This is a genomic window from Enterobacter sp. ECC-249 (assembly GCF_043965265.1).
Lineage (GTDB): Bacteria > Pseudomonadota > Gammaproteobacteria > Enterobacterales > Enterobacteriaceae > Enterobacter > Enterobacter quasiroggenkampii.
This window is the reverse complement of sequence record NZ_CP143660.1, coordinates 2,273,856-2,295,281: the sequence shown is the minus strand read 5'-3', so window position 1 is coordinate 2,295,281 and position 21,426 is coordinate 2,273,856. Positions and strand designations below refer to the sequence as shown.

The 21,426-nt window shown below is 56.8% G+C and carries 19 protein-coding genes; 5 read left to right on the top strand and 14 right to left on the bottom strand.

Annotated features, from left to right (window positions below; all coding sequences use genetic code 11):
* Window positions 1–31 precede the first annotated feature (31 nt).
* The 5 genes from cobB to lolC are packed head-to-tail and all read right to left on the bottom strand — an operon-like array spanning window position 32 to window position 4,970.
* Complete coding sequence (gene cobB, locus V1587_RS10960; protein WP_032657982.1) at window positions 32–853, bottom strand: Sir2 family NAD+-dependent deacetylase; 822 nt, start codon at window positions 851–853, stop codon at window positions 32–34.
* A 14-nt stretch (window positions 854–867) separates the two neighbouring features.
* Complete coding sequence (gene nagK / locus V1587_RS10955; protein ID WP_395314293.1) at window positions 868–1,779, bottom strand: N-acetylglucosamine kinase; 912 nt, start codon at window positions 1,777–1,779, stop codon at window positions 868–870.
* Window positions 1,780–1,832: 53 nt separating this feature from the next.
* Window positions 1,833–3,077 carry a lipoprotein-releasing ABC transporter permease subunit LolE gene (gene lolE, locus V1587_RS10950; RefSeq protein WP_371897739.1) on the bottom strand — a complete coding sequence of 415 codons (1,245 nt, stop codon included), beginning with the start codon at window positions 3,075–3,077 and terminating at the stop codon, window positions 1,833–1,835.
* Window positions 3,077–3,778, bottom strand: a complete 702-nt coding sequence (lolD, locus tag V1587_RS10945; RefSeq protein WP_112781858.1) for a lipoprotein-releasing ABC transporter ATP-binding protein LolD — start codon at window positions 3,776–3,778, stop codon at window positions 3,077–3,079. The genes lolE and lolD overlap by 1 nt, the downstream gene beginning before the upstream one ends.
* Window positions 3,771–4,970 (bottom strand): lipoprotein-releasing ABC transporter permease subunit LolC, encoded by a 1,200-nt coding sequence (lolC, locus tag V1587_RS10940; protein WP_032668182.1) that lies wholly within the window; start codon window positions 4,968–4,970, stop codon window positions 3,771–3,773. The genes lolD and lolC overlap by 8 nt, the downstream gene beginning before the upstream one ends.
* Window positions 4,971–5,226: 256 nt before the next feature.
* On the opposite strand from lolC, the gene V1587_RS10935 reads away from it, so the two are divergent.
* The 3 genes from V1587_RS10935 to V1587_RS10925 all read left to right on the top strand — a co-directional run bounded on the left by V1587_RS10935 (window position 5,227) and on the right by V1587_RS10925 (window position 11,443).
* Window positions 5,227–6,300 carry an acyltransferase family protein gene (locus tag V1587_RS10935; protein ID WP_371897740.1) on the top strand — a complete coding sequence of 358 codons (1,074 nt, stop codon included), beginning with the start codon at window positions 5,227–5,229 and terminating at the stop codon, window positions 6,298–6,300.
* Window positions 6,301–6,449: 149 nt separating this feature from the next.
* A complete protein-coding gene (gene mfd, locus V1587_RS10930; protein WP_371897741.1) occupies window positions 6,450–9,896 on the top strand; it encodes a transcription-repair coupling factor in 3,447 nt (1,148 codons plus the stop codon).
* A 581-nt stretch (window positions 9,897–10,477) separates the two neighbouring features.
* A complete protein-coding gene (locus tag V1587_RS10925) occupies window positions 10,478–11,443 on the top strand; it encodes a L,D-transpeptidase family protein (protein WP_371897742.1) in 966 nt (321 codons plus the stop codon).
* A 71-nt stretch (window positions 11,444–11,514) separates the two neighbouring features.
* Here V1587_RS10925 and bhsA read toward each other — a convergent pair whose 3' ends face one another.
* Window positions 11,515–11,772, bottom strand: a complete 258-nt coding sequence (gene bhsA, locus V1587_RS10920; RefSeq protein WP_045406614.1) for a multiple stress resistance protein BhsA — start codon at window positions 11,770–11,772, stop codon at window positions 11,515–11,517.
* Window positions 11,773–12,016: 244 nt separating this feature from the next.
* On the opposite strand from bhsA, the gene comR reads away from it, so the two are divergent.
* The gene (gene comR / locus V1587_RS10915) at window positions 12,017–12,652 is read left to right on the top strand and encodes a TetR family copper-responsive transcriptional repressor ComR (protein ID WP_371897743.1); all 636 of its coding nucleotides are present in this window, start codon (window positions 12,017–12,019) and stop codon (window positions 12,650–12,652) included.
* Between the two features lie 59 nt (window positions 12,653–12,711).
* On the opposite strand, the gene V1587_RS10910 is transcribed toward comR, so the two are convergent.
* The 8 genes from V1587_RS10910 to hinT all read right to left on the bottom strand — a co-directional run bounded on the left by V1587_RS10910 (window position 12,712) and on the right by hinT (window position 18,800).
* On the bottom strand, window positions 12,712–13,251 hold the full coding sequence (locus V1587_RS10910; protein ID WP_008500779.1) for a glycine zipper 2TM domain-containing protein: 540 nt from the start codon (window positions 13,249–13,251) through the stop codon (window positions 12,712–12,714).
* A 193-nt stretch (window positions 13,252–13,444) separates the two neighbouring features.
* Entirely contained in the window at window positions 13,445–14,749 is a 1,305-nt protein-coding gene (locus V1587_RS10905; protein WP_024909038.1) for an NAD(P)/FAD-dependent oxidoreductase, read from the bottom strand.
* 238 nt (window positions 14,750–14,987) lie between these two features.
* Window positions 14,988–15,530 carry an alpha/beta hydrolase YcfP gene (gene ycfP, locus V1587_RS10900; RefSeq protein WP_008500781.1) on the bottom strand — a complete coding sequence of 181 codons (543 nt, stop codon included), beginning with the start codon at window positions 15,528–15,530 and terminating at the stop codon, window positions 14,988–14,990.
* Window positions 15,531–15,564: 34 nt separating this feature from the next.
* Window positions 15,565–16,590 carry a beta-N-acetylhexosaminidase gene (gene nagZ / locus V1587_RS10895; protein WP_395314588.1) on the bottom strand — a complete coding sequence of 342 codons (1,026 nt, stop codon included), beginning with the start codon at window positions 16,588–16,590 and terminating at the stop codon, window positions 15,565–15,567.
* Window positions 16,591–16,601: 11 nt separating this feature from the next.
* Window positions 16,602–17,426: a thiamine kinase gene (gene thiK / locus V1587_RS10890; RefSeq protein WP_371897744.1), complete on the bottom strand. Its 825-nt coding sequence runs from the start codon at window positions 17,424–17,426 to the stop codon at window positions 16,602–16,604.
* Window positions 17,407–18,054 carry a penicillin-binding protein activator LpoB gene (gene lpoB / locus V1587_RS10885; protein ID WP_023311160.1) on the bottom strand — a complete coding sequence of 216 codons (648 nt, stop codon included), beginning with the start codon at window positions 18,052–18,054 and terminating at the stop codon, window positions 17,407–17,409. The genes thiK and lpoB overlap by 20 nt, the downstream gene beginning before the upstream one ends.
* A gap of 10 nt (window positions 18,055–18,064) precedes the next feature.
* Complete coding sequence (locus V1587_RS10880) at window positions 18,065–18,439, bottom strand: YcfL family protein (protein ID WP_371897745.1); 375 nt, start codon at window positions 18,437–18,439, stop codon at window positions 18,065–18,067.
* A gap of 1 nt (window position 18,440) precedes the next feature.
* Window positions 18,441–18,800: a purine nucleoside phosphoramidase gene (hinT, locus tag V1587_RS10875; protein WP_008500786.1), complete on the bottom strand. Its 360-nt coding sequence runs from the start codon at window positions 18,798–18,800 to the stop codon at window positions 18,441–18,443.
* A gap of 350 nt (window positions 18,801–19,150) precedes the next feature.
* Between hinT and fhuE the strand changes: the two genes are divergently transcribed.
* Window positions 19,151–21,340, top strand: coding sequence for a ferric-rhodotorulic acid/ferric-coprogen receptor FhuE (gene fhuE, locus V1587_RS10870; protein ID WP_395314584.1), 2,190 nt, complete (start codon window positions 19,151–19,153; stop codon window positions 21,338–21,340).
* Window positions 21,341–21,426 lie beyond the last annotated feature (86 nt).

Sequence of the window (21,426 nt, the reverse complement as noted above, 5' to 3'; positions counted from 1 at the left end):
GCCGGGCGGGTGCCTTTTCACGCGATTGCCGTTACAGCCCTTTCAGCAGCTTGTCGACAAACTCCGGAACAACCGTGCTTGCCAGGCCGTAGTGTTTCTCTTCAAACTCGCTGCCCACCTGGCTTGGCTCAAGATTGAGTTCTACCGTATGCGCGCCGTGCAGTCGCGCTTCGTGGACAAACCCCGCCGCCGGGTAAACATGACCGGAGGTGCCGATGGCGATAAACACGTCGGCCATCGCCAGCGCGCTGTAGATCTCATCCATTCCCAGCGGCATTTCGCCGAACCAGACCACGTGCGGACGCAGGCGCGACGGGAACTGGCAGCAGTGGCACTTATCCTCCGGCAGCACGTCCTCTTTCCAGTCCAGCACCTGACCGCTCCAGGCGCAGCGAACCTTGAGCAGCTCGCCGTGCATGTGGATGATGTTCTTGTTACCGGCCCGCTCGTGCAGGTTGTCGATATTCTGCGTTACCAGCAGAAAACGATCGCCGAGCTCCTCTTCCAGCTTTGCCAGCGCCAGATGCGCCGCATTCGGCGCGACGTCAGGCTGCTGAAGCTGGCGACGACGGGCGTTGTAAAACGCCTGGACGAGATCAGGGTCGCGGGCAAAGCCTTCCGGCGTGGCGACATCCTCCACGCGGTGCTCTTCCCACAGCCCGTCCGCCGCGCGGAAGGTTCGAATTCCTGACTCGGCGGAGATCCCCGCCCCGGTCAGCACCACCACTCTGGGTTTATCCATCGCTTCTGGCATCATTCTGTCTCTGAAAAAGATCCGCTGGCGCAGACGCTCACGCAAGCGGCGTTTGTTTTTGCGAAAACGGCTGAGTCGACCCTGGCGACGCGACAGCATAGTAACCTCGTAAACTAATCGGTGAGATGAAGGAATGCGGCTCCGCGCATGCCTCCTGCGTCCCCGTGTCGCGCGCGTTCAATACGCGGCACGCGGGCAACCGGCAATAAGTGTCGGGGCAAACGCCCGGACAACCGTTCCGTAATCGCGGTAAAGTTTGAGAGCCCTCCCCCGATCACCAGCAGATCCGGGTCGACGATGGTGAGAATATTTCCCAGACACACCGCCAGCAGATCCAGATAGCGCTCGACGTGCTCACGCGCCTGCGCATCCCCTTGCTCCCACAGGGTAATGATTTGAGGGGCCTCAAGTTTCTGATGATAGAAGTGTTCGTAAAGCCATGCAAACCCGCGGCCGGAAAGGTAGTTCTCAATACAGCCGTGCTGGCCACAGCCGCAGCGGGTTAGCGGAAAATCACGTCCCACCACCTCGAGGGCATCCACCGGCAGGCGAATATGACCAAACTCGCCGGTGATGTAGCTGCGGCCGGTGATGGCTTTACCGTTGATGACGATTCCGCCGCCGACGCCGGTACCGAGGATCAGCCCCATCACCAGCGGAAATTGACGGAACTCATCATCCCAGGCTTCGGAGAGCGCAAAGCAGTTGGCGTCGTTATCTAAACGCACGTCGCGTTCAAGGAGAGCAGAGAGATCGGCGCGCAGCGGTTTACCGCTGGCGGCAGGCACGTTGGCCGCGTAAAGCGTACCGTCGTCGGTTTCCGGCATGCCCGGAATACCAATGCCGACGCTGCCTTTCACGCCAAAGCGTTCATCAGCCTGCGCCACCAGCGCGGCAATGGCGGTTAAAAATTCGTCGTAGCTGTCGCGCGGCGTGGGAACGCGGGTTTCCCACTGCAGTTTGAGGTCTTTATCAAACGCGCCGAGCGCAATCTTGGTGCCGCCAATATCAAATCCATAATACATAACGCATTCCTCTTTCGATCTGGCGACCCGAAAGCCGCTAGATCATGACGTAATTACTGGCCACTTAATACCCTCGCCGGATCAATTCGGCTTGCGCGACGCGCCGGATACCAGCTTGCCAGCAGACTCAGTAAAAGTGCCGTAAGCAGCACATAAAAAACATCCAGCCAGTGCAGTTCAGACGGCAGGAAGTCAATAAAATAGATATCACCCGACAGGAACTGGTGACCAATAAGCTTTTCAATCCCGTTGATGATCGGCGTCAGCTGCAGGGAAACCACCACGCCAATCACCACGCCGCACAGGCTGCCGAACAGCCCAGCCAGCAAACCGTACCAGACGAAGATGGCGCGAATAAGACCGTCTTTTGCTCCGAGGGTACGCAGCACGGCGATGTCGCCACTCTTGTCCTTGACCGCCATGACCAGCGTCGAAACGATATTAAAGCACGCGACGCCAATCACCAGCACCATCGCCAGATACATGATGGCGCGGATCATCTGGATATCACGGTACATATATCCGTAAGTGCCGATCCAGCTTTTGATGTAGACATAGTTATTGGTCACGCTGCCCGCGTCGCGTACCAGCTTGTTGGCGTTAAAGACGTCGTTAACCTTGATGGCAATGCCCGTCACGCTGTCGCCCATATCAAGATACTGGCGCGCATCTTCCATTGGCACCATGGCGAAGCTGTGGTCAAGCTGGCCGCTCAGCTGAAGAATACCGGTGACGTGAAGGCGCACGCGCTTAGGCTGCTGCAGTTTGTGATCGGCGCTGGCGTTCGGGATCATGATTGACACCCAGTCGCCCTGCTTCACCTTCAGGGCATCGGCAACGCCTTTACCCATGATGATCTGTTGCTCGCCCGCCTTAAAGTTGGCCCACGCGCCGTTCTGCACATAGTTTGGCAGCGCGCTGAGACGCGCTTCCTGCGTCGGATTCACCCCTTTCACCTGAATGGCGCGCAGGTTTACCCCGCTCTCCACCAGCCCGGTAAAGTTGATGTAGGGCGCGGCCGCGGCGATGCCCGGCACTTTTTCAACTTTGGCGAGCGCATCGCTCCAGTTCGTCCACGGCTGGTTAACCGGTTCGATCTCCCCGTGCGGCACCACCGCCAGAATACGGTTATTCAGCTCCCGCTCAAAACCGTTCATCGCGCTCAGGCCAACAATCAGCACCGCCACACCCAGCGCGATACCGATGGTCGAGATGACGGAGATCAGCGACACCATGCCGCCGCGACGGCGGCCGCGGCTAAAACGTAAACCGATGAGTAACGATAACGGTGACGCCATTACTCTGCTCCCATCAGGGTCAGTTCCGCGTTCAGATGGCCGTCGCGCATCTCAAGCTGACGCCCCATGCGTTTTGCCAGCTGCAGATCGTGGGTCACCACCAGAAACGCGGTGCCCTGCGAAGCGTTCAGCTCGCCCAGAAGCTGGAAAATACTGTCCGCATTGCGGGCGTCCAGGTTACCGGTGGGCTCATCCGCCAACACCAGACGCGGGTTGTTGACCAGCGCACGGGCAATCGCCACGCGCTGGCGCTCGCCGCCGGACAGCTCCGACGGACGGTGGTTACCGCGATGGCCCAGCCCTACCGCTTTCAGCATGTCGCTGGCGCGGGCGTTAATTTCTGCCGGTTTCTTTTTGCCAATCAGCAGCGGCATCGCCACGTTTTCCAGCGCCGTGAAATCCGGCAGCAGGTGGTGGAACTGGTAGATAAAGCCCAGCTCGCGGTTACGCAGCTCGGCCTTCGCCGCCGAGGACATTTTGCTCATCGGCTGGCCGGAGAAAATCACGTCGCCGCTGGTTGGGGTGTCCAGCCCGCCCAGCAGATGCAGCAGCGTACTTTTGCCCGAACCTGAGCTGCCGACAATCGCCATCATCTCGCCTTCGCCCACGCTAAAGCTCACATTGTGCAGCACGTCGGTTTGGACAGTGCCTTCCTGATAGCGTTTGGACAGGTTGTCGCATTGCAACAGGATCTTATTCATAACGTAAAGCCTCAGCGGGTTGAGTGGCGGCGGCGCGCCAGGAAGGATAAAGCGTAGAAAGCAGCGCAATGGCCATCGCGGCCAGCGCAATACCGACAACCTGCAGCGGCTCGATAGCCACCGGCAGCGCCGCGCCGTCGAGCAGCGCGCCGATGATCGGCATTAAGTTATTGAGCTGGCTGGCAAGCAGTGCCCCCAGCACGGCGCCGAGCAGCGCACCGATGATACCGGCGCTGGCGCCCTGCACCATAAACACGGCCATGATCTGGCGTGGCGTCAGCCCCTGGGTTTGCAGAATGGCGACTTCGCCCTGCTTCTCCATCACCATCAGCCCAAGCGAGGTGATGATGTTAAATGCCGCCACGGCGACGATCAGGCTCAGCAGCAGCCCCATCATGTTTTTCTCCATCCGCACGGCCTGGAACAGCTCGCCTTTGCGCTCGCGCCAGTCCTGCCATTTGGTGCCGTCCGGCAGTTTTTGCTGGCTGAGAGTATCGACCTTCAGCGGCGCGTCAAGCCACAGGCGCCAGCCGGTGATATTCCCTGCCGGGTAGCGCATCAGGCGTGACGCATCCTGGATGTTAACCAGCATCTGGTAGCCATCGACTTCGCTGTTGGCGGCAAAGGTACCAATCACGTTGAACAGGCGCTGGCTTGGCAGGCGCCCCATCGGCGTAAACTGGCTGGCAGAAGGCACCATAACGCGTAGCTGGTCGCCTCGGTTGACGCCAAGCTGACCGGCAAGCTGCTCGCCCAGAATCACGTTGTATTTCCCGGCTTCCAGATCGGTTTGCTTCACGTTAACCAGATACGGCGTCAGCGGATCGTTTTGCGCCGGGTCGATACCCAGCATCACGCCGACCGCCACGCTGCGGGCGCTTTGCAGCACCACGTCACCGGTGGTCAACGGCGCTACGCGCGTGACGCCCTGTAACTTCGCCGCGCTTTCCGGCAGCTGTTGAGGGTTAACCGAACCGTTGGATGATGAGAGAACGGCCTGCGGCATCAGCCCCAGGATATTGTTTTGCAGCTCGCGTTCGAAGCCATTCATGACGGAAAGCACCGTCACCAGTGCCATCACGCCAAGCGTAATGCCAATAGTCGAAAGCCAGGAGACAAAGCGACCGAAGCGGTCCGCGGCGCGCCCACGCATGTAACGTAAGCCTATGAAGAGTGCGACAGGTTGATACATGAAGTCCGTCTGTTTGCTGATAGCAGACCCACGAGTATATAAGCGAATCCGTTAAGCGTAAATGACTGAAACAGTAAGCTTTGGTAATCATTTATCCGAAAAATTCAGATAAATCAGGGTGCTAATGTCTGAATAGTTACATCGCAACCTCCACCTTTTCCGAAAAACCTCCTGATACAGACTGTTACCCATTACATCCTGGCTTCGTTTTACAACAATTGCTCGTTCGTTTATGGCAATAAGGTAGTGGCGAACAATGAAGCAAAAAGCATTATGGATTAACCAGATAAAAGGGCTGTGTATCTGCCTGGTGGTTATCTATCATTCGGTTATCACGTTTTATCCGCATCTGATCGGGCTGCAACACCCGCTCTCCGGCCTTCTCGCCAAATGCTGGGTCTATTTTAACCTCTATCTCGCACCGTTTCGTATGCCGGTCTTCTTCTTTATTTCCGGCTATCTGATCCGTCGTTATATAGACGAGGTGGACTGGCGAACCAGCCTCGACAAGCGAATCTGGAGCATTGTCTGGGTGCTGGCGCTGTGGGGCGTCCTGCAATGGCAGGCGCTGACCCACCTCAACGCCTGGCTTGCGCCCGATCGTGAGCTTGCCACCTCGTCGAACGCGGCCTACGCCGACTCGTTCTCAGGATTTGTGCTGGGGATGGTCACCGCCAGCACCAGCCTGTGGTATCTGTATGCTCTGGTAGTCTACTTCACGCTGTGTAAACTGCTGAGCCGCTGGAAGCTGCCGGTACTGGGACTGCTGGCGCTGGCAAGCATCGCGATCAACTTCCTGCCGCTGCCGTGGTGGGGAATGAACAGCGTGGTACGCAACATGATCTACTACAGCCTCGGGGCGTGGTATGGCGCAGAGCTGATGGCGTGGATGAAAAGCGTCAACCTGCGCCGCATCTGGCTGACAACCGGCGCTTTCGCCGCAGTCTCCGTGGTGCTGTGGTTTGCTAACGTTCCGCTGCTGCTCTCATTGCTGTCGATCGTGCTGATCATGAAGCTGTTCTATAGCCTTGAGCAGCGCTACGCCGTTCACCCTAACAACCTGCTGAACGTGATTGGCTCCAATACGATTGCGATTTATACCACCCACCGCATATTAATTGAGGCCTTCAGCCTGATCCTGATTGGCGAGATGAATGCCGCTTACTGGCCGGTCTGGGCCGAACTGGGCTTAATCCTTGTCTATCCGTTTGCCAGCCTGCTGATCTGTACCCTGGCCGGGCTGGGGGTGCGTAAGATCTCCACCGCGCTATTTGGCGACGTTTTCTTCTCTCCTCCCGCTAAGCTGGTCCCATCACCTTCAACGCGCTAGTGCCCTCGCCGCCCCCGTTTCGGGGGCGTTTAGCCCTGCAGTGCGGTTACGATTTGCTTATGTAAAACGATCGAGGATAATAAAGACATTGCGTATCAGTGATATGCCCCAATACTGTTGGTATATCCATAAGAGACTCTGACATAGCCATGCCTGAACACTATCGTTATTCCTTGCCTGTCAAAGCGGGCGACCAGCGCCAGCTGGGTGAACTCACGGGCGCGGCGTGCGCCACGCTGGTGGCGGAAATCGCCGAGCGTCATCCTGGCCCGGTGATCCTGGTTGCCCCGGATATGCAAAACGCCCTGCGCCTGCACGACGAAATTCGCCAGTTCACCGATAGCCTGGTGTTCAGCCTGGCCGACTGGGAAACGCTGCCGTATGACAGCTTCTCTCCGCATCAGGAGATTATCTCCTCGCGCCTGTCGACGCTCTATCAACTCCCGACCATGCAGCGCGGCGTGCTGATTGTGCCGGTGAATACCCTGATGCAGCGCGTCTGTCCGCACAGCTACCTGCACGGTCACGCGCTGGTGATGAAAAAAGGCCAGCACCTGTCCCGTGACGCCCTGCGGGCGCAGCTTGACGGTGCCGGCTATCGCCATGTCGATCAGGTCATGGAGCACGGGGAATACGCAACCCGCGGCGCGCTGCTCGACCTTTACCCGATGGGCAGCGACCAGCCGTATCGTCTGGACTTCTTCGATGATGAAATCGATAGCCTGCGCGTATTCGACGCCGACACGCAGCGCACGCTGGAAGAAGTGGAGTCCATCAATTTACTGCCCGCGCATGAGTTCCCGACGGACAAAACCGCTATCGAACTGTTCCGCAGCCAGTGGCGCGATAAGTTCGAAGTGAAGCGCGACGCGGAACATATTTATCAGCAGGTCAGCAAAGGCACGCTGCCTGCCGGGATCGAATACTGGCAGCCGCTGTTCTTCAACGAGCCGCTGCCTGCCCTGTTCAGCTACTTCCCGGCGAATACGCTGATTGTTAACACCGGGGATATTGACGCCAGCGCCAGCCGCTTTGAAAGCGAAACTCGCGCTCGCTTCGAAAACCGGGGCGTTGACCCGATGCGTCCGCTGCTGCCGCCGGAAGCGCTGTGGCTGCGTACCGACGAGCTCAACGCCGAGCTGAAGCGCTGGCCGCGCATGCAGCTGAAAACCGATTCGCTTGCCGATAAGGCCGCCAATACCAACCTCGCCTTCCGGACGCTGCCGGATCTGGCCGTACAGGCGCAGCAGAAATCCCCGCTGGATAATCTGCGTAAGTTCCTCGAGTCCTTTACCGGCCCGGTGGTGTTCTCCGTTGAGAGTGAAGGCCGCCGCGAAGCTTTGGGTGAGCTGCTGGGACGCATTAAGGTGGCGCCAAAGCGCATCCTGCGACTGAGCGAAGCGACCGGAAACGGTCGTTACCTGATGATTGGCGCCGCCGAGCACGGGTTCATCGACACGCTCAACAACCTGGCGCTGATTTGCGAAAGCGACCTGCTGGGTGAGCGCGTCGCGCGTCGCCGTCAGGACAGCCGTCGAACCATCAACCCGGACACGCTGATCCGTAACCTGGCCGAACTGCATCCGGGCCAGCCGATTGTTCACCTGGAGCATGGCGTTGGACGCTATCAGGGGATGACCACGCTGGAAGCGGGCGGCATTAAAGGTGAATACCTGATGCTGACCTACGCTAACGACGCCAAACTGTATGTTCCGGTGTCGTCCCTGCATCTGATCAGCCGCTACGCGGGCGGTGCCGAAGAGAACGCGCCGCTGCACAAGCTGGGCGGCGATGCCTGGGCGCGCGCGCGCCAGAAGGCGGCGGAAAAAGTACGCGACGTTGCCGCCGAGCTGCTGGATATCTACGCCCAGCGCGCGGTCAAACAGGGCTTCGCCTTTAAGCATGATAAAGAACAGTACCAGCTGTTCTGCGACAGCTTCCCGTTTGAAACCACGCCGGATCAGGCCCAGGCCATCAACGCCGTGCTGAGCGACATGTGCCAGCCGCTGGCAATGGACCGTTTAGTCTGCGGCGACGTCGGCTTCGGTAAAACCGAGGTGGCGATGCGCGCAGCCTTCCTTGCGGTGGAAAACAACAAGCAGGTGGCGGTGCTGGTGCCGACCACCCTGCTCGCTCAGCAGCACTTCGACAACTTCCGCGACCGTTTCGCCAACTGGCCGGTACGCATCGAGATGCTGTCGCGTTTTCGCAGCACCAAAGAGCAGACGCAGATCCTGGAGCAGGCAAGTGAAGGCAAGATCGATATTCTGATCGGCACCCACAAGCTGCTGCAAAGCGACGTGAAGTGGAAAGACCTGGGGCTGCTGATCGTCGATGAAGAGCACCGCTTCGGGGTGCGTCATAAAGAGCGCATCAAAGCGATGCGCGCCGACGTCGATATCCTCACCCTGACCGCAACGCCGATCCCGCGCACCCTGAACATGGCGATGAGCGGCATGCGCGATCTGTCGATTATTGCCACGCCGCCGGCGCGCCGTCTGGCGGTGAAAACCTTCGTCCGCGAGTACGATAATCTGGTGGTGCGTGAGGCCATTCTGCGTGAAGTGCTGCGCGGGGGTCAGGTCTATTACCTGTACAACGACGTGGAAAACATCCAGAAAGCGGCCGACAGGCTGGCGGAGCTGGTGCCGGAGGCGCGCATTGCTATCGGCCACGGACAGATGCGCGAGCGCGAGCTGGAACGGGTGATGAACGACTTCCACCACCAACGCTTTAACGTGCTGGTGTGTACCACGATTATCGAAACCGGGATCGACATTCCGACGGCGAACACCATCATCATTGAGCGTGCGGATCACTTTGGTCTGGCGCAGCTTCACCAGCTGCGCGGACGCGTCGGGCGTTCGCACCATCAGGCTTACGCATGGCTGCTGACGCCGCATCCAAAAGCGATGACCACCGACGCGCAAAAGCGTCTGGAAGCCATCGCTTCGCTGGAAGACCTCGGTGCAGGCTTCGCACTGGCCACGCACGATCTCGAGATCCGCGGTGCCGGCGAGCTGCTGGGTGAAGACCAGAGCGGCTCGATGGAGACCATCGGCTTCTCGCTCTATATGGAGCTGCTGGAAAACGCGGTTGATGCTCTTAAGGCCGGGCGCGAGCCGTCGCTGGAAGATCTCACCAGCCAGCAGACAGAGGTTGAGCTGCGCATGCCTTCCCTGCTGCCGGATGATTTTATTCCGGACGTGAATACCCGACTGTCGTTCTACAAGCGCATCGCCAGTGCGAAGACGGAAAACGAGCTGGAAGAGATTAAGGTTGAGCTGATCGACCGCTTTGGCCTGCTGCCCGATGCGGCGCGAAATCTGCTGGATATCGCACGCCTGCGCCAGCAGGCGCAGAAGCTGGGCATTCGCAAGCTTGAAGGCAACGAAAAAGGCGGCGTGATTGAGTTCGCGGAGAAGAATCACGTCAACCCGATGTGGCTTATCGGTCTGCTACAAAAGCAGCCGCAGCATTTCCGTCTGGATGGCCCAACGCGTCTGAAATTTACCCAGGAGCTGACGGAGCGCAAAACCCGTATGGACTGGGTACGTAACTTTATGCGCCAGTTGGAAGAGAACGCGATCGCATAACCTCCATTCCCCTCTTAACTGAGGAATTTCATGTAGTTTATTAACCGGAAGCGATGAAAGTTGCTTCCGGAAAATGAATAGCTTACAGCGACACCCTGGTCCGGCTGTAAATCGCTGAGGCGTTTCCTGCAGGCCGGGGCGAGGCGCAGGGATGCGCCGAGAGGGCGGGCTTTACAGGGATGTTACCTCCGCCCGTCCCCGAAAAGCCGGAAGGAATAAGCCGAAGGTACCGCGTAGCGGCGATTTACCGCCGGGAGCCCGGGTCGCCAGGGTGGTGGCGACTGAGCCACCCTGGCACGTTCACAGGTCATGTCGTTACAGAGTACTAAGGAACATAAAGTGAACGGAATGGCCACCAGAGTCGTATGTTCCCCCTCACCCCAGCCCTCTCCCTCAAGGGAGAGGGGGTCGTCCGTGCAGGCATTATTTTATGGAGATCCCTTCCCCTGTTAGCCCAGCGCTACGGGGGACAATTTACAAACTCTTTGCATTTCACCCGATCTTCCCGACACACCCATTCGCCATAATTATGTTTAACGCCTTATAAAACAATAACCTTATCATTTGCATGGATTATGGTGATGATGACCTCTTCGCGCTTTACTCGCTGGTTAACCCTGTTTGCGCTGGCAGCCACCGTCGCGGTTGCGCTTCCCGCTCGGGCAAACACCTGGCCCCTTCCCCCTCCAGGCAGCAAGGTGGTGGGTGAAAACCGCTTTCATGTGGTTGAAAATAATGGCGGTTCTCTGGAAGCGATTGCCAAAAAATATAACGTCGGTTTTCTGGCCCTGCTGCAGGCGAACCCCGGCGTCGACCCTTACGTCCCGCGTGCGGGCAGCGTATTGACTATCCCGTTACAGACTATCCTGCCGGACGCCCCGCGCGAGGGGATGGTGATAAACCTGGCGGAGCTACGCCTGTACTATTACCCGCCGGGTAAAAATGAGGTCACCGTCTACCCTATCGGTATTGGCCAGCTGGGCGGCGACACGCTGACGCCGACGATGGTCACCACCGTCTCGGACAAACGCGCGAATCCAACCTGGACTCCAACGGCCAATATTCGCGCCCGCTATAAGGCCCAGGGGATCGAACTTCCTGCCGTAGTGCCGGCAGGCCCGGATAACCCGATGGGTCACCACGCGATCCGCCTCGCGGCATACGGTGGCGTTTACCTGCTGCACGGAACGAACGCGGACTTTGGTATCGGCATGCGCGTCAGCTCCGGCTGTATTCGTCTGCGCGATGACGATATCAAAACGCTGTTTAACGTCGTTACGCCGGGAACCAAGGTGAATATTATCAATACGCCGATTAAGGTTTCTGAGGAGCCGGGCGGCGTGCGGCTGGTTGAGATTCACCAGCCGCTATCGAAAAACATTGGCGATGACCCGCAGACGCTGCCCATTAACCTGAATGCCGCAATGGTAAGCTTCAAAACGAATGCGAATACCGACAGCGTGGTGATGGAGCGCGCGATGGAAGCCCGGTCAGGCATGCCGACCGATGTCACCCGGCATCACGATGTAATCCAGCAATCGATGTAAATCAGAAAAAAACGCCCTGCTCAGCAGGGCGTTTTTTATTGCAGTGGCATAAATGAGGGTTTATGCCCGGCTTATTTGTAGATGACAGCCGTGCCGTGCAGGGTGTTAGGACCGGTCACAGAGGTGATGCGGTAAGATTTTGCACCCATCTCTTGCGCTTTTTGCGCCAGCTGATCTTCCAGGGAACCCAGGTTAGTACCGGCAGACGCGGAGATTGTCCCGACTTTGTGCTGGTCAGCAGGGGTGGATTGCACCTGTACAGCAGCAAAGCTTGCGAAAGAGAGTGAACTCAGAACAGTGGCAGCGATGAGGGTTTTTACGTTTTTCATGATGTTTACCTTTAGCAGATGAATTTGAAGGTCGTTAATCATTTAGTTAACGATCGATAGGTAAATAATAAGTGTGATCCAGGTCACGCGTCAACATAATTTTATAACGAGCGTTAACTAAATTTTAAAGTTGTTATTTTTCATACATATATGATTAATTTATTTTTAAGCATTCTGCACTGGTGGTGGGTTGCGTTTATTTTTATAATGGTCGTTCACCAAACCAACAGAGGACCAACGGCAAATGACAACCGATGTCACGAGTTGTGCGAAGAAAAGCCGTGGCCGACCAAAAGTGTTTGACAGGGATGCAGCGCTTGATAAGGCCATGACTCTCTTCTGGCAACATGGGTATGAAGCAACCTCGCTTTCCGATCTGGTAGAAGCCACCGGAGCCAAAGCGCCGACGCTGTATGCCGAATTTACGAATAAAGAGGGGCTGTTCAGGGCGGTGCTGGACAGATACATTTCACGCTTTGCGGCGAAACACGAAGCCCAGCTGTTCTGTGAAGAGAAAAGCGTCGAACAGGCGCTTCGCGACTATTTCACCGCCGTCGCGACCTGCTTCACCAGTAAAGATACGCCTGCGGGCTGCTTTATGATTAACACCTCTGCCACCCTTGCGGCGTCTTCCAAAGAGATTGCCAATACGGTGAAATCGCGGCATGCGATGCAGGAAGAGACGCTCAGCGCATTTCTGGCACAGCGCCAGCAGCGCGGTGAAATCCCTGCCCACTGCAACCCTCAGGTGCTGGCGCAATACCTGAGCTGTATTTTGCAGGGGATGTCGATCAGCGCCCGTGAAGGGGCCACGCTGGAAAAACTGCAGAACATTAGCGAAACCACGCTGCGGCTGTGGCCTGAGCTACTGAAAATCTGAAGCAAAAAAAAGCTCCTCAGCCTGAGCGCATGAGGAGCTAAATTCAAAGAACATCTTTTTTACACTTTGTTATTCAGAACCAGCTGGCCATTTCCATCCAGTGGAATTTGCGTGCCCGGGTCTTTATCCATGCGGATTTTGCCCTGCTGATCGCCAATTTTGTACGTCACGTCATAGCCCAGCATTTTTTCCGACTTGTCATAGACGGTTTTGCAGCGTTGCTGAGTCGTGGTGTAGGTATCATTATCCTGCATCGCGCCCTGCACCTGGTTACCGGCATAGCCGCCACCCAGCGCGCCGACCACGGTCGCCACATCTTTACCCCGGCCGCCGCCGAACTGGTGACCAATCACGCCACCCGCTACCGCACCAAGAACAGATCCGGCGATACGGTTTTCATCCTGCACCGGACGACGATGCGTGACTGAGACGTTACGGCACTCCTGACGAGGTGTTTTTACCGTTTCTTTGATCGGTGTAGCAGAAACTACCTGCGCATACTGCGGGCCGCGATCTAATACGTTGAGACTGGCAACGGCAGCCACACCTAACGCAGCCGCGACGCCAATCCCTATACCCGCCAACATTGATTTATTCACGGGACTTCCTCCTTTGTTGCTATTGGTAACAATTTTGCAATGGAGGCACGGCTTCGCCAATCAGATAAAGGATCAAAAAAGGGACGTTCAGAGGAGATATATTGTATTTAGGAGAACTCTTAAGCACTCAATCTGTGATCTACAGCATGAAATGCTAAAAACTCCCTCCGGAGAGCCCGGAGGGAGTGAAAGATTAGTGCAGCTTCAGACGCGGACGGATCACGCGGTTGATTCTGCCCACCAGCATCATCAGCCCGGTTTTGAAGTAGCCGTGCAGCGCAATCTGGTGCATACGGTACAGGGAGATATACACGAAGCGGGCAATGCGCCCTTCTACCATCATCGAGCCGCGCATCAGGTTGCCCATCAGGCTGCCGACGGTTGAGAAGTTTGACAGCGACACCAGTGAACCGTGGTCTTTATAGACATAGGCCTTCATTGGCTTGCCTTTGTACTGCGCCAGAATGTTGTGCAGGACCAGGCTTGCCATCTGGTGTGCGGCCTGCGCGCGCGGCGGCACGAATCCGCCTTCAGGACGCGCGCAGGAGGCACAGTCACCGATAGCAAAGATTTCAGGGTCACGCGTGGTTTGCAGCGTTGGCTCGGTTACCAGCTGGTTAATGCGGTTGGTTTCCAGGCCGCCGATCTCTTTCATAAAGTCTGGCGCTTTGATACCTGCCGCCCAGACCATCAGATCCGCTTTGATATATTCGCCGTCTTTGGTGTGCAGACCGCCTTCGTCGGCGCTGGTCACCATGGTCTGCGTCAGCACCCGCACGCCCAGCTTGGTGAGCTCATTGTGCGCCGCACCGGAAATACGCGGAGGCAGCGCAGGCAGAATGCGTTCACCGGCTTCGACCAGCGTGACGTTCAGCGCTTCGTTCGTTAACCCTTTGTAACCGTAGCTGTGCAGCTGTTTCACCGCATTGTGCAGCTCCGCAGAGAGCTCAACGCCCGTCGCGCCGCCGCCGACAATGGCGATATTCACCTTACCGTTCGCACCCATATTGCTGGTGTACTTCAGGAACAGGTTCAGCATTTCCTGATGGAAACGACGCGCCTGGTGCGGGTTATCGAGGAAGATACAGTGCTCTTTCACGCCCGGCGTGTTGAAGTCGTTGGAGGTACTGCCGAGCGCCATGACCAGCGTGTCATACGGCAGTTTGCGCTCAGGAACCAGCAGCTCCCCTTTTTCATCACGCAGTTCTGCCAGAGTGATGGTTTTGCTTTCACGGTTGATGTCCACCACCGAGCCCAGCTGGAACTGGAAATGATGGTTGCGCGCGTGCGCCAGATAGCTGAGCGCGTCCACGCCCTCATCCAGAGAACCGGTCGCCACTTCGTGCAGCAGCGGTTTCCACAGGTGGCTGTGGTTACGATCCACCAGCGTAATTTTGGCTTTTTTACCGCGACCCAGCTTCTTGCCCAGCTGTGTAGCCAGCTCCAGCCCGCCAGCACCACCGCCTACAATCACTATCTTTTTCAATGGCGTAGTCAACGTGACCCCCTCAAATTATTAACCAATTGTTAATTAAAAGTTATAAAAATAACCCTTAATTAACAACAGGTTACAGCACTGAAACCATTCAAGTGCATTGAGAATAACACGTCAGGCGCATTGGTCATACCAAAATTGATATGCATCAAGTTTTGATGGCTTAAAAGTAGACAATTCTGGTCAAAAAGAAAGCCCGGTACGCTTTCGCGACCGGGCTTTGACGCCTGCTGATAAGGGATTAACCCAGCGTTTTAAACGCTTTGATTCGCTGCAGGTGCGGGGAGATGTTTTTGAACTTATGGGTCTGTTCTTCGTCCCAGACGATCTCATAGTAATGATGGAGCAGTTCTGCAGCCCGGTGGCTGTTGAGCGCTTCATCATTACGGGAAAGGATCACCAGACAGCGGTCACGGTTTTTCTCACGAAAATTGCTGACGCACTTGGTCGCAATATCGACATACTCTTCCGGGCGGTCAATTTTGCCTTCCATGTTCTCGTTCGGGAACAGGTTAGGATTGAACACCACCTGGCGAATGTCGCACAGGAAGCCAATCCGCTCTGCCCAGTAGCCGCCCAGCCCCACGCCGCAAATCAGCGGGCGATCGTCGACGTTGAGCTGCAACATCTTGTCCACCTCTTTGAGCAGATGCTGCATATCATGCTTCGGATGGCGCGTGCTGTAGCTGATCAACCGTACATCCGGATCGATAAACTGCAGCTGCAGCACCTTCTCATGATTACCAGGACTGTTTGAGTCAAAACCGTGTAAATAGATGATCATCGTCTTATCACCACGCTACGCCTTCCGGGAGGGTTTACAGGCTGGCTTTATGTGCCTGCCAGCGCTCATTCAGGTCTTCAAGCCGGGCGTTGACCGTCTTCCAGCGCGCCGAATCCATCAGCTCCTGACGGCTAAATGAACCTTTATGATACAATTGTGTAACACGCTCTGCTTTGATCGGCGACAGGTTATCCAGCACGCTGACGGCACCTTTACGATTATTGCAGACCAGGATCATATCGCAACCTGCATCCAGCGACGCCTGACCGCGTTCAGCATAGCTGCCCATAATCGCCGCCCCTTCCATGGATAAATCGTCAGAGAAGATCACGCCATTGAAGCCCAGTTCCTGACGCAGAACGGTTTTCAGCCAGTGCGGAGAGCCGCTGGCAGGGCGCGGGTCAACGTCGCTATAAATCACGTGCGCAGGCATGATGGCATCGAGCTTGTTGTCGGTGATAAGCGACTTGAACACCGACATATCTTTGGCGCGAATTTCCGCTTCCGGGCGCGGATCGCGCGGAGTCTCTTTATGTGAGTCCGCCGTCACCGCCCCGTGGCCCGGGAAGTGTTTCCCGGTGGTTTTCATCCCGGCATCGTGCATGCCGTCGATGAACCGGGTCGCCATTGCCAGCGCAATACGCGGATCGTCATGGTAGGAGCGCTCGCCAATGGCGGCGCTGATATGCCCCACGTCCAGAACCGGGGCAAAACTGATGTCGATATCCATGGCAATCATTTCGCTGGCCATCAGCCAGCCGGCCTCCTGCGCCAGTTTCCCACCCTCCTCCGTGCCGAGCAGCGCGGCAAAAGACTGGGCCGCCGGCAGGCGGGTAAACCCTTCGCGAAAACGCTGCACGCGGCCGCCTTCCTGATCGACGGCGACCACCAGATGATTGCGCGACGCGGCGCGGATCTGACGCACCAGCTCGCGCAGCTGCGCCGGATCGTGATAGTTGCGGGTAAACAGGATCAGGCCACCCACCAGCGGATGCGCCAGAATTTCACGCTCCTCCGCATCCAGCTCAAACCCTTCTACATTCAACATGACTGGACCCACATCCACCTCTCTTATCCTTTCGTTTGTAACTGACGCCAGGCATCGTCTGCCAGCGCAATAAAGTGTTTGTCTCTGGACTGCCGATAGCGCATTTCAAACCAGCCAGCCATTAACATGACGACCCACGGTCGCCAGCGTTTGACCTGCCGCCTCAGCGTGTCGACGTCAATGTGTGCTGTCTCGGCGTAGTCCCTGATAAGCGTCTGCCGCGCGGCTTCACTCTCCGTCCAGACTGCCGCCAGTTCCAGCGCCACGTCGCCATCTCCGGCATATTCCCAGTCGATAAGCCTGATGCCCGCTGGCGTATGCACAATATTTCCGGCATGAACATCCATGTGCAGCGGCGAGAGCCGAATCGGCTGGGGCTCGCCCGTTTTACGCAGCCGCCTGAGATGCGCCAGCCATACTGGGGTACGCCTGTCCGGCAGGGCTTGCTGCCAGTAATGTTCAAGCAGCGGGAATAACGTAATTCGCCACCCCAGACGTGGCTGCCGGTGCAGATGATACAGCATCGCCGCGAGCGCCGGCGTGTCCGGCAGCGCGCTTTTAACGTCACCGTCCAGATAGTCGACGGCCATCCAGCCCTCTTTGAAAAAACGGGGCGCAGGCACGAGATCTGACGGAAGACGCCTCAGGGCACGAAACTGACGACGGAAATGGGAGGCAGGCGCAAAGGGGTCGTGATTTTGCCGCAAGACCAGACGTCGTTCGCCCTGCGCTATAATGCAACTCGCGCCGCCAAGCCCGGAGTGGGCCTGCGGCGCGATAAGGCGATACTGAGGAAAATAGCGCGTCAGAATCTCTTCACGCGTGCTGTCATTGTTGCGTAACCGCACCTTTACCTGACCAGATAATTTCGCCAGTCTGAACCAGCATCAGCTGCATCTGCAGGGCCGGTGTATTCACGTTACCTGTGGCGTTAGAGTACAGCACATACTGTGCGCCAACGTTACGGGCGATGCCGATCGCCTTGCTGCGTGTGCCGAGGCTATCCTGCGGCGACAGGCCCAGCTGCTGTTTGGCTACCGCGAGCTGCTGAGCCGAGACCAGCGTAAACTTACCGTTGTTAGCCAGAGCATTGCGCAGGGTTTCCGTCGCCTCACCCGCGTTCAGCGAACCGTTGGTACGGTTGTTGACGCTGTCGACCAGCAACACGCTGCCCGCCGTCACGCCCTGCGCCTGCAGCATTTTGCCTACCATCGGCTGCATTGCCCCGTTCCAGTCGTAATGGCGCACGCGCGGCGTGGGCTGTGACGTCTGGTCCGGATGCTCAATCGGGCCTGGCTGTGCCGGAATAGACGGTACAGACGGCACGGTTGGCTGCTGCTGCGTTGGCGGTGTCGGCTGTTCAGTACCCGGTTTAGCCTCTTCCACAGGCGCAGGCTGTTCAGTTCGCGTCACACACCCTGCCAGAAACAGAGCGAAAGCTGTCACGAGCGCATAGCGGCTCAAATTTTTAATCAAGGTTCCCCCCTCAGAGATAAAGATAAAGTCTCACCTTATGCGCACCCAGATAGTTGGCGCTGCCATAGAGCGTTACCGACGACCTGGCCGGAATGGTGACGCTGCGCGGCGCCTCCAGCGGATGCATTTCAAGACCTCTTACGTCATACCAGAAAAAACGGTAGTGGACCGTCACGGGTTCGTGTCTTTCATTAAAGAGCGTAGAGGAGGCGGATGAGTTGATTTCACTGATGGTCAGCGTGGGTTGTTGCGCCGTGATGCCCGCGGCAAGCACGGAGGATTCCATCACCAGCGTCTGTTCATCATTCACGGGGATCGCCGGGCGCGAGCTGCACCCCACAATCATCATCGCCATTACCAGCGCTGCAATACGCCCTTTAAGCATGTCAAAGACCTTTATGTGCCAGCATCGGCCCCAGAGGACGTCCACCCAGCAGATGCATGTGAATATGATAAACTTCCTGGCCACCGTGACGGTTGCAGTTCATGATCAGACGGTAACCGTCTTCTGCAATTCCTTCCTGTTCAGCGATTTTCGCGGCCACCGTCAGCATACGACCTAACGCCACTTCATGCTCGGTTTTTACGTCGTTTACGGTCGGAATCAGAATATTGGGAATGATAAGGACGTGCGTCGGAGCCTGAGGGGAAATGTCCCGAAAAGCCGTTACCAGTTCATCCTGATAGACGATATCCGACGGAATTTCGCGGCGAATAATTTTACTGAAAATCGTTTCTTCAGCCATGACCTTTTCCTTTTTTGTTTAATCTGGCGCAATGCGTCCGCTGTAAACACACTCCCGGGATCGGCGTGTGACACAATTCAAGAGTATGAGCGAGTTTCTCCTGTCCTTTCAACCTCCTCCCTCGATTTCTTTGCTGAATGTTCATCACCTGAGTGAAGAGTGACCGCTCGCGGGCCTTAACGGGCTGAAACATTATTTCAGTTCCGGTCGACACATCTGTTTACAGCATTAATAGCAATGCGTATATTTCGCATTTGCATTTTCATGCGCATTTTTAACATAGAAAACGACGCCAGCCCGTGTCCGCGGGACTGACGCATACCCTCTTCATCGTTCATAAGGGTTTAATCATGTCTTTCATTCATCACACCAGGGATGGGCAACGTCAGCCTGTCGCAACGCCTTCGTTGCTGGCAGTCTGCATTGCTATGGCACTGACGCCAGCCGCCGCTTTCGCTGCATCAACAGCCGAAGATACCGTTGTTGTTGACGGCGGTTTTGACCAAACGCAGGATCCTTCCGCAAGTCAGGAGCGGGATTACAGCGTCAAAACTACCACCACCGGCACGAAGCTGTTGCTGGTTCCCCGCGATATCCCGCAGTCCGTCAGCGTGATTAGCCAGCAGCGCATGGCCGATCAGAACCTGCAGTCCATCGGTCAGGTGTTAACCAACACCACGGGCGTAACGGCGCAGGTGCAAGACAGCGACCGTACCGTGTTTTACTCGCGCGGATTTTTCGTCAGTAATTACGCCTATGACGACCTGCCAACCTCCATCAGCGAAGTGTGGAACTTTGGTGATACTGCCGCCGATACGGCGATTTACGATCGTATCGAAGTAGTACGCGGCGCAACCGGCCTGATGTCCGGTACGGGCAACCCGGCGGCGTACGTCAACATGGTGCGTAAGCATGCGGACAGCACGGAATTTAAAGGTAACGCCTCCGCCAGCTACGGCAGCTGGGACAAGCAGCGCTACGTGCTGGATTTGCAGGCGCCGCTGGTGGAGTCAGGCAAGGTACGGGGCCGCCTGATTACGGGTTATCAGGATAACGACAGCTTCGTGGATAACTACCACTACCGGAAAAAATTCCTCTACGGCGTGATGGACGCGGACGTCACCGACAGCACCACCCTCTCTGTGGGATACCAATATCAGGAAAGCCATACCGCTGACCCAACCTGGGGCGGACTGCCGACCTGGTACAGCGACGGGAGTAAAACCCATTACGATCGCAGCCAGACCGTGGCGCCTGACTGGGCATATTCTGATAAAGACAGCACCCGCATCTTCGCTAACCTGACTCAGCGTTTCGATAATGGCTGGGAAGCGCACATTAACGGCATGCATGCCGAAACCAACTTCGACTCTAAGCTGATGTATATGTCCGGCTATCCGGATAAAGAGACCGGCGCGGGCATGGTAGGCTACGGCGGCTGGAACCGTGGCGAACGGAAACAGGATGCCGTGGACGCTTTCCTGCGCGGCGATTTCGATCTCTTCGGCCGTCAGCACGAAATGATGTTCGGCGGCAGCTTTAGTCGTCAGCGTAACCATTACGACAACTCAATGCCTGACGCGGTTTACGGCATGGTTGATGTGGGTAACTTTCAGAACTGGAACGGGAACATTGCCGATCCGCAGTGGACGCCTTGGAAACTCTACAGCCAGGACGACATTCGCCAGTCCTCAGCGTATACCTCCGCCCGCTTCTCGCTGGCCGATCCGCTGCATCTGATCCTTGGCGCGCGTTATACCAACTATAACATTCGCTATAACCCTGCGGGCTCCCCGGACACCCGTCTGGAAAGTACCAAAGATGACGTAACGCCTTACGCGGGCCTGGTCTACGACATTAATGAAGACTGGTCGACCTACGTCAGCTATACCTCCATTTTCCAGCCCCAGGATAAGCGGGACGCCAGCGGACGCTATCTCGACCCCACTACGGGCAAAAGCTACGAAGCCGGTGTAAAAGCAGACTGGTTCAATACCCGTCTTACCACCTCGCTGGCGATTTTCCGCATTGAGCAGGATAACGTTGCAAGCAATACGTATACCTACATGCCGAGCGGTGAGTCGATTTATCAATCGCTGGACGGCGTAGTGAGCAAAGGGATTGAGTTCGAGCTGAACGGCGCGTTGACCGATAACTGGCAGCTGACCTTTGGCGCGACCCGCTACATTGCTGAGGATAAGAATGGCAACGCCGTCAGCTCCGATCAGCCGCGCACAACCATGAAGCTGTTCACCCGTTATCAACTGCCAAAGCTGCCGGAACTGACCGTGGGCGGTGGCGTAAACTGGCAGAACAAAGTGTGGACGGACGTGGAGGGCGGCCCGGCAGGACGTTCCCGCGCGGAGCAAGGCAGCTACGGGCTGGTTAACCTGTTTAGCCGTTATCAGGTCACCAAAGATTTTGCTGTTCAGGCGAACGTCAACAACCTGTTCGACAAAGAGTATTACGATTACGTCGGCTCTTATGTGGTTTATGGCGCGCCGCTGAACGTCTCGGTGAGCGCGAGCTACGACTTCTGAGTGGCAGAAGCCCGGTGGCGCTACGCTTACCGGGCCTACCCATCACGTAGGCCGGGTAAGGCGCAGCCGCCACCCGGCACCACAAA

Excerpts from the sequence above, each read along its gene's own strand:
- V1587_RS10935 (WP_371897740.1), top strand. The coding sequence starts at position 5,227 with ATGAAGCAAAAAGCATTATGGATTAACCAGATAAAAGGGCTGTGTATC.
- ycfP (WP_008500781.1), bottom strand. The coding sequence starts at position 15,530 with ATGATCATCTATTTACACGGTTTTGACTCAAACAGTCCTGGTAATCAT.
- cobB (WP_032657982.1), bottom strand. The coding sequence starts at position 853 with ATGCTGTCGCGTCGCCAGGGTCGACTCAGCCGTTTTCGCAAAAACAAA.
- fhuE (WP_395314584.1), top strand. The coding sequence starts at position 19,151 with ATGTCTTTCATTCATCACACCAGGGATGGGCAACGTCAGCCTGTCGCA.
- lolC (WP_032668182.1), bottom strand. The coding sequence starts at position 4,970 with ATGTATCAACCTGTCGCACTCTTCATAGGCTTACGTTACATGCGTGGG.
- mfd (WP_371897741.1), top strand. The coding sequence starts at position 6,450 with ATGCCTGAACACTATCGTTATTCCTTGCCTGTCAAAGCGGGCGACCAG.
- V1587_RS10880 (WP_371897745.1), bottom strand. The coding sequence starts at position 18,439 with ATGCTTAAAGGGCGTATTGCAGCGCTGGTAATGGCGATGATGATTGTG.
- comR (WP_371897743.1), top strand. The coding sequence starts at position 12,017 with ATGACAACCGATGTCACGAGTTGTGCGAAGAAAAGCCGTGGCCGACCA.
- lolE (WP_371897739.1), bottom strand. The coding sequence starts at position 3,077 with ATGGCGTCACCGTTATCGTTACTCATCGGTTTACGTTTTAGCCGCGGC.
- V1587_RS10925 (WP_371897742.1), top strand. The coding sequence starts at position 10,478 with ATGATGACCTCTTCGCGCTTTACTCGCTGGTTAACCCTGTTTGCGCTG.
- lolD (WP_112781858.1), bottom strand. The coding sequence starts at position 3,778 with ATGAATAAGATCCTGTTGCAATGCGACAACCTGTCCAAACGCTATCAG.
- nagK (WP_395314293.1), bottom strand. The coding sequence starts at position 1,779 with ATGTATTATGGATTTGATATTGGCGGCACCAAGATTGCGCTCGGCGCG.
- bhsA (WP_045406614.1), bottom strand. The coding sequence starts at position 11,772 with ATGAAAAACGTAAAAACCCTCATCGCTGCCACTGTTCTGAGTTCACTC.
- hinT (WP_008500786.1), bottom strand. The coding sequence starts at position 18,800 with ATGGCTGAAGAAACGATTTTCAGTAAAATTATTCGCCGCGAAATTCCG.